This window comes from Christensenellaceae bacterium (assembly GCA_031260975.1).
Classification (GTDB): domain Bacteria; phylum Bacillota; class Clostridia; order Christensenellales; family UBA1242; genus JAISKJ01.
Genome location: JAISKJ010000006.1, coordinates 24,870 through 31,396 on the forward strand (window position 1 = coordinate 24,870; position 6,527 = coordinate 31,396).

Sequence of the window (6,527 nt, forward strand, 5' to 3'; positions counted from 1 at the left end):
TTTTTTTCTTTACAAGAAACTTTCTATGTCAAAATTTAAGGATGTATGTCCACAATCTCAATCTTATCAATAAACTTACCTTCTTCAACCTTTAAAAGCTCCAGCACACGGCCTATGCGCTCGGTTACTTCACGCTTACCCAAAAGCTTTATGATTTCATAAAGGTCTGGGGTGTTCCGCCTGCCGGTTATAGCAACTCTGATTATTCCGCTTACATCAGCGACACTGCCCTTGAAATTTTGTGGATTTTGTTTGAAGCTTTTTGTGTCAACAGCAAACCCAAAGGGCTCACACAGCGCTTTTATTTTTTCAAACCACGACTGCTTATCGTCATTCATGTCTATAGTTTGCCTATACATTAGCAATATACACTTTATATCTGCTTTTGAAATCTTGGGGTCAAAATCATAGTTGTCTATTTTGTTGGGATTATAAAATTCCTTAAACATATAGCTATATAAATTTTTTATTTCACCAAGATTTGCTATATCCTTACGCGGCTTAACTCCCCCGCGGTCTATATTAAACAAACCTAAACAATAATCTTTTTTGTTTTTGATTATGTCATAAAAATTGGTGTCATACTCTTTGGTGTAGGTCAACAAATCTTCATAAATCTGCTGCGCGGGGAGTTTTGATATAATTTCTTTTGATATATTGTTCAGCTTGTCAAAATCAAACATGGGATTGTTTGAACCGATTTTTGATATTGCAAACAGAAATTCACTGTAATCCGCATCAGGGTTTTTTGCTCTCCACAATTCAAAATCACTATTAGCAAGATTAAGCAGATACTCAATAACGGCAGTTTTAGGATACCCTGATTTAATAAAATATCTCATATCAGCTTCCGGGTCTTTACGCTTGCTGAGCTTACGTTTGTTGCCGGCGTCTGTCTTACAAATAACAGGCGTATGAGCATACTTGGGAGGAACAAAGCCGAAAGCCTTAAAAAGTTCCAAATGCCCGGAAAGTGATGAATACCATTCTTCACCCCTTATGACAGTTGTAGTGCCCATAAGTGTGTCATCAACAACGTGGGCTAACGCATAAACAGGAGTGCCGTTGCCTTTAATAAGAACAATATCCTTGTCGTTGGCCACAATTTCGCGCTCGCCCTTAATCAAGTCTTTAAATTTAAAGGTTTTGACCCCGTCGCCCTCTGAGCACAGCCTCAGCGCAAACGACTTATTTTGTTCAAGTTTTTCTTCAATTTGTTTCAAAGTCAGGTCTCGGCAGGGGTCTTTTGTTTCAATAGCACCCTCCTCAATCTGCTGCTCTCTATCCTTTAAAATATCCTCTTTGTTATCTCTCTTTTCACAAAAGCATGGAAAGGCCCTGCCAAGACTTACTAAGTGCTTAGCAAATGCCTGATAAATCTCCAGCCTCTTGCTTTGAATATAAGGGCCGTATTCACCCGTTTCGGTGTCCCCAAGATATCCTTCATCCGGGCCAAGCTCAAAAAAATTCAGCATTTCAAGTGCAATTTTGCCGGCGCCCTCAATCTCTCTTTTTTGGTCGGTATCCTCAAGACGCACAAAAAACACTCCGCCTGATTTTTTAGCGGTTAGTTTGCAGGCAAGTGCCTGAGAAGCGTGACCGATATGAAGATATCCGGTGGGGCTGGGAGCAAGCCTTGTAACCTCGGCACCTGTACTCAACACTCTTTTTTTATATATATCAAAGAAAAAATCTACAGATTTGGCTTTGGGATAAAGCAACTCCGCAAGTTTTTTATAATCCATTAAAAACTCCTAATATTGAAGCGACTTTGTGCGCTGCCAAAACAAAGCAAACGCCGAGTTTACAAACTCGTCACCGCTTCTGATAAGTGACCTTTGCATAAGAGAAAGTGAATTTAAATAAAGCTCTCTATCTCTGTTCAAAATTATAGTGTTGTAATAATACTCTTTATAGTTAACATCTTTGAGGTTTTTCTTAAACACTTCATACTTTTGTAAAAACTCGTCATGTCCGTCAACCAGAGCCATCAAAATGGTCTTGTCGGTTGAGGTCACTGCTCCGCCCAGATTCTGGCTCATAGCAAAATCCTTAAACTCACTGAAGTTCATAAACCCCGCCTCCCACTTGGCAATCGACTGCGGAGGCGTTTCTATTGTTATATTCAAAATATAATAATTAAAGAAAACCTCAGCGCAAACTCCTTTGCCATAAAGGATGGCGTCGGCAATTGGACCGACAAGGTCACCTGTGGCGGTATTTGTGTAGTCCTTTTTCATAAAAGCGTTATAATAACTTGTGCCAAAGATGTTGTTCACTTCAAGAATCTTTTCAATAAGCCGGTTATATTCTCTTATATAAATTTCCAGAAGTTGCCCATTTGACCTGTCAAACCTTTGCTTTACTGTGTTAAACTTAACAAGCTCATTTTCAAGCTCATCCAGACTTTTATAAATGCTGTTTCGGGCATCTTTGTCAAATTCCTTAAAAATCGTCGAGCTTTGCGCCGCCAGATCGTCCAGCTTAGTCATCAAAAATTGTGACGCCGCCTTGAGGGTGGGTTCATATATATCAAATACAATTCGCAGCGGATTGTTTGTAACACCCACCGAAAGATTTATCGCCGGAGAATCATAGCTTATTTTCAAATAGTGACCCGCATCAAACATGTCAGAAATTTCGGAGTTTATTTTCATTTGATCATATTTCTCAGCAATCTGCTCAGCACTATAATCTTCTCCGCAGCCTACAAAAACAAAGGATACGGCGCACACACAGCAAACCAACAAAACTGTAAATAACTTTTTCATATGCCCCTCCTTAGTCAACATTGACAGGATTACTTAGGTCTATATTAAACATTGAAAGAAAGTACTGCTTAACAATGTTAATATTTCCTGTCCTCACACTGTCTGCCTCACTCTGATATCTTATGTCCGTTATGAGCAGCCTGAAATCTATCGCGTTATACGCGTTTACAAAGGTTATCAAATTTGTGTTGGTCATAATACTTGCATCATTAAGATAATACTCTTTGCTTTTAAGCTTTACAAAGTTTTTGTATGCATCATAGTGGTTTAGCGCAGTCACAGGCTCCATGTTTGATTCTTTTCGGTTTATCATGTTGGTGTCAATAGCGCTATAAGTCTCAGCGGCATACCTGTTCATAGCGTCATAAAAAACATCGCTAAACTGCAAAATTGCCGTCTTGTCATAGGTATATTTAAAAACAACCTCTTTGAGCAAATCATAAAGCACCATACCCTTTGCATACGCCCGGTTATATTGCCTTACAAAGTCGGCATTGACACCCTTGAGATTTTCACGTACGCTCGGGTTTGTCGGCATGTCTTCTCTTGCGTAATATTCATGATAGTTTTCAAGCTTCCCTACAGCTCCGTCATCACCGCTTAAAGCTTCTACATAGGCTTTGTTTAACTCTACAAGCTGAGATGCTTCATTTCGGCCAAGACCCTTTGCATATCGCAAAAAGCCCAGATATTTTTCTATGCTCTGCTGCAAAATTTTTGATTTGTCGCACACAAATATGGCATATTCATCATAAGCCCCTTCATAAAGTGTGCGCAGTTTTCTTCCTTCATTGTTAAGATAACTAAAATTAACATCATCCTGAGCGTGGGCTATCTCGTCGGCAGTTCGGATTTCGGCATTAAGGTTTTGAAAAAACATTATGCCGACAACGACAATAATACCAAGCAGACTTATTACTATTAAGCTTCTTAGAATAAAAGATTTCATCCCCCAACTCCTACAAGAATATAATACCACTAAACTGCCCTCTTGTCAAACCTTCATTATGTCAAAATAGTGCCCTTGTCAATATTTGTTGCATTTTTGCTTGGTTTTTGCTAAACTTGTTTTTGAGGTGTTTTATGGCATTTTGCAAATTCAGTCCGGGATATATACACGGTGCGTCCGTCAACATAGATGTGGCGTTTATTCATGATTATGTGCCCACAGCCTCCGGCGACTGCATAAGGGTCTATCTTTTTGGCCTTCTTAAAGCCTTAAGCAGCGAAACCGCCGACAACACGCTTGAAAATTTTTCAAAAAATCTGGGGCTCAGCACCGATGATGTTGAAAGCTGTTTTAGATATTGGCAGGACCAGGGACTTGTTCAGGTCATTGACATAAACCCCATTGAAGTACGATTTTTGTCTGTCACAAATGCAATCGGCACCGGCAAAAAATATAACGCCAACAAATATGCAGGGTTTAACCTCAAAGCGCAGGAACTTTTGAGCGGGCGCATGATAACCTTGAATGAATATAACGAATACTATACCCTTATTGAAACCAAAGGTATCGAACCCGAGGCCCTGCTTATGATTATTGCCTACTGCATCAAAACCAAAGGTCCGGATATCGGATATAACTATATTCTGACGGTAACCAATCATTGGATAAGAGAGGGCATAAAAAATGCCGCAGCAGTTGAAAAGCGTCTTGGCACGCTCGAAAACTATTTTGAAAAAGCCGCCGAAGTGGCAACAGCGCTCAAATCAAAAGCAGAAATCGGAATTGAAGAAAAGCAGCTTTATCACAAGTGGACAAAAGAAATGGGCTTTGACTTCGGCGTGGTTTTATTTGTTGCAAAGACCATAGCCAAACAAAACATTTCAAGGTTTAAGTTTGAAAAGCTGGACAACCAACTCAACAAATATTATGAGCTTAAACTTATGAGTATAAAAGAAATTGAAGAATATGAAGCAAACAAACAGACTCTTTCTAAGCTTACTATAAAAATAATAAAAGCTTTGGGGCTTTATTATGAAAGCATAGACACCATCATCGAAACCTACACAATAAATTGGATACACAAGGGCTTTGCCGAGGAAGTGCTTGAAAAAATTGCAAACCTGTGTTTCAAACAAAATATCCGAACTCTCAGCGGCATGGATAGTGTTATAAATAAATTTGCAAAGCTGGGTGTCATTACCCTGCCGGCTCTCAGTCAATATATCGAACAAACAAGCACCGGAGACAACAAAATAAAACAGATTCTCGAGCATCTGGGTATTATGAGAAATGTTAATCACTTTGACCGCGAAAACTACAAAACATGGATAAGCACTTTTGGCTTTGGCGATGAGCTGATTGACTATGCGGTTAATCTTGCCGCCGGCAAAAATATGCAGTATTTAAATCAAGTCCTCACAAACTTTTATCACAATAAAATTTCGACCGTGGATCAAGCAAAAAAACAGCAGCCCATGTCATCAACAAAGCCCGTACCAAGCGCAAAAACCGCGCTTACGCGAAGCTATAGTGACGAAGAAATCAATGCCGTGTTTGCAAATCTCGACGACATAGATTGGTAATGGATATAGCACTCATGTCTATCACTTTACTAAAGCTTCGACCACTACGTGGTCTGCAGAAACGTTCAAATATATATATGCAACAACCTGTGTGAAGAGAAAAGAGGAAGAAATTTATGAACAAAGCGCAAATCACAAAAAAAGTTAGAAGTATAATAAATGCACGGCGTATGGACGCCGATAATTTGGCGCTTAAAAACTATACCGAGGCTTCAAAGAATATTCATTTTGTGGCAAATACAAGTAATATTGCTGCAACAACCATTCATATAGCAAAGCTGGAGAGCGAGAAAAAAAGCGCGAAATACGAAAAGGAACTTCTTAAAGTTCTGTTAAATGAGCGGGCACAAATTTTAAAACAATTAAAGCTTAGTGAGAAAGATTTAGTCCCTGAGTATTTTTGCAAGAAATGCAGCGATACGGGAATTGCAGATGGGGAATATTGTTTGTGCTATAAAAACCTGCTGAACGAGCAGCTCAGCAAGCTTAACGGCGGAAATCTTGATAAAACACACATATTCAAGGCGGCCAACCTGAAGCTTCTAAAAAAAGACAGCGACATGCAAAAAGCCTATCTCAGCATGCAAAAATTCTGTGAGCTTTATCCAAACTCTAAGCGTAAAATAATTTCACTCGTGGGTGAAGTTGGCGTCGGAAAGTCATACCTGACCGAATGTGTATGTAATGCCCTAATCGCAAAAGGCGCGCTGGTGCAGTTTCTTACTTCATTCAACTTTAACAACACTATGCTAAAGTATCACACCGAGTTTAATCAGGATAAAATGACATATCTGGACAGCGTGCTTGAGCCCGATGTTCTCGTTATCGACGATTTGGGCACCGAACCGATGCTTCAAAACGTAACAAAAGAATACCTGTTTTTGGTGCTAAACGAGCGGCTAAACTCAAATAAGTTTACCTTTATTACCACCAATCTCAATCTAAACGAGCTCATGAACCGTTACGGCGAGCGCATATACAGCAGGCTTACCCACAAACAGAATGCTCTACCCCTAAACATAACGGGCAATGATCTCAGACGACAATAAAATATAAAACAAAGACCCCTGCAAATCAGGAGTCTTTTTATTTTTATATTATGAGAATTTATTATATAACAAGAAACTGAATGTTGGTCTTTACGTTGCTTCCGTCACTTGCCGTCAGCAGTATTGTTATTGCTGTATATCCATGGAATTCTATAATCAATTCTGTGTTTGACAT

5 protein-coding genes are annotated in these 6,527 nt (G+C 39.4%); 2 read left to right on the forward strand and 3 right to left on the reverse strand.

The window, feature by feature from the left end:
• Nucleotides 1–35: 35 nt before the first annotated feature.
• The 3 genes from LBN07_05015 to LBN07_05025 are packed head-to-tail and all read right to left on the reverse strand — an operon-like array spanning nt 36 to nt 3,720.
• Nucleotides 36–1,745: a glutamate--tRNA ligase gene (locus LBN07_05015; protein MDR0850801.1), complete on the reverse strand. Its 1,710-nt coding sequence runs from the start codon at nt 1,743–1,745 to the stop codon at nt 36–38.
• Between the two features lie 9 nt (nt 1,746–1,754).
• Nucleotides 1,755–2,771 (reverse strand): hypothetical protein, encoded by a 1,017-nt coding sequence (locus tag LBN07_05020; GenBank protein MDR0850802.1) that lies wholly within the window; start codon nt 2,769–2,771, stop codon nt 1,755–1,757.
• A 10-nt stretch (nt 2,772–2,781) separates the two neighbouring features.
• Nucleotides 2,782–3,720, reverse strand: coding sequence for a hypothetical protein (locus tag LBN07_05025; GenBank protein MDR0850803.1), 939 nt, complete (start codon nt 3,718–3,720; stop codon nt 2,782–2,784).
• Between the two features lie 134 nt (nt 3,721–3,854).
• Here LBN07_05025 and LBN07_05030 point away from each other — a divergent pair, with 134 nt between their 5' ends.
• The gene (locus LBN07_05030) at nt 3,855–5,303 is read left to right on the forward strand and encodes a DnaD domain protein (GenBank protein MDR0850804.1); all 1,449 of its coding nucleotides are present in this window, start codon (nt 3,855–3,857) and stop codon (nt 5,301–5,303) included.
• Nucleotides 5,304–5,419: 116 nt separating this feature from the next.
• Nucleotides 5,420–6,352 (forward strand): ATP-binding protein, encoded by a 933-nt coding sequence (locus LBN07_05035; protein MDR0850805.1) that lies wholly within the window; start codon nt 5,420–5,422, stop codon nt 6,350–6,352.
• The last annotated feature ends 175 nt before the right edge of the window (nt 6,353–6,527 follow it).

What these genes read in the sequence shown, in the direction of transcription:
- LBN07_05015 (MDR0850801.1), bottom strand. Translation starts at nt 1,745, where the DNA reads ATGGATTATAAAAAACTTGCGGAGTTGCTTTATCCCAAAGCCAAATCT.
- LBN07_05020 (MDR0850802.1), bottom strand. Translation starts at nt 2,771, where the DNA reads ATGAAAAAGTTATTTACAGTTTTGTTGGTTTGCTGTGTGTGCGCCGTA.
- LBN07_05025 (MDR0850803.1), bottom strand. Translation starts at nt 3,720, where the DNA reads ATGAAATCTTTTATTCTAAGAAGCTTAATAGTAATAAGTCTGCTTGGT.
- LBN07_05030 (MDR0850804.1), top strand. Translation starts at nt 3,855, where the DNA reads ATGGCATTTTGCAAATTCAGTCCGGGATATATACACGGTGCGTCCGTC.
- LBN07_05035 (MDR0850805.1), top strand. Translation starts at nt 5,420, where the DNA reads ATGAACAAAGCGCAAATCACAAAAAAAGTTAGAAGTATAATAAATGCA.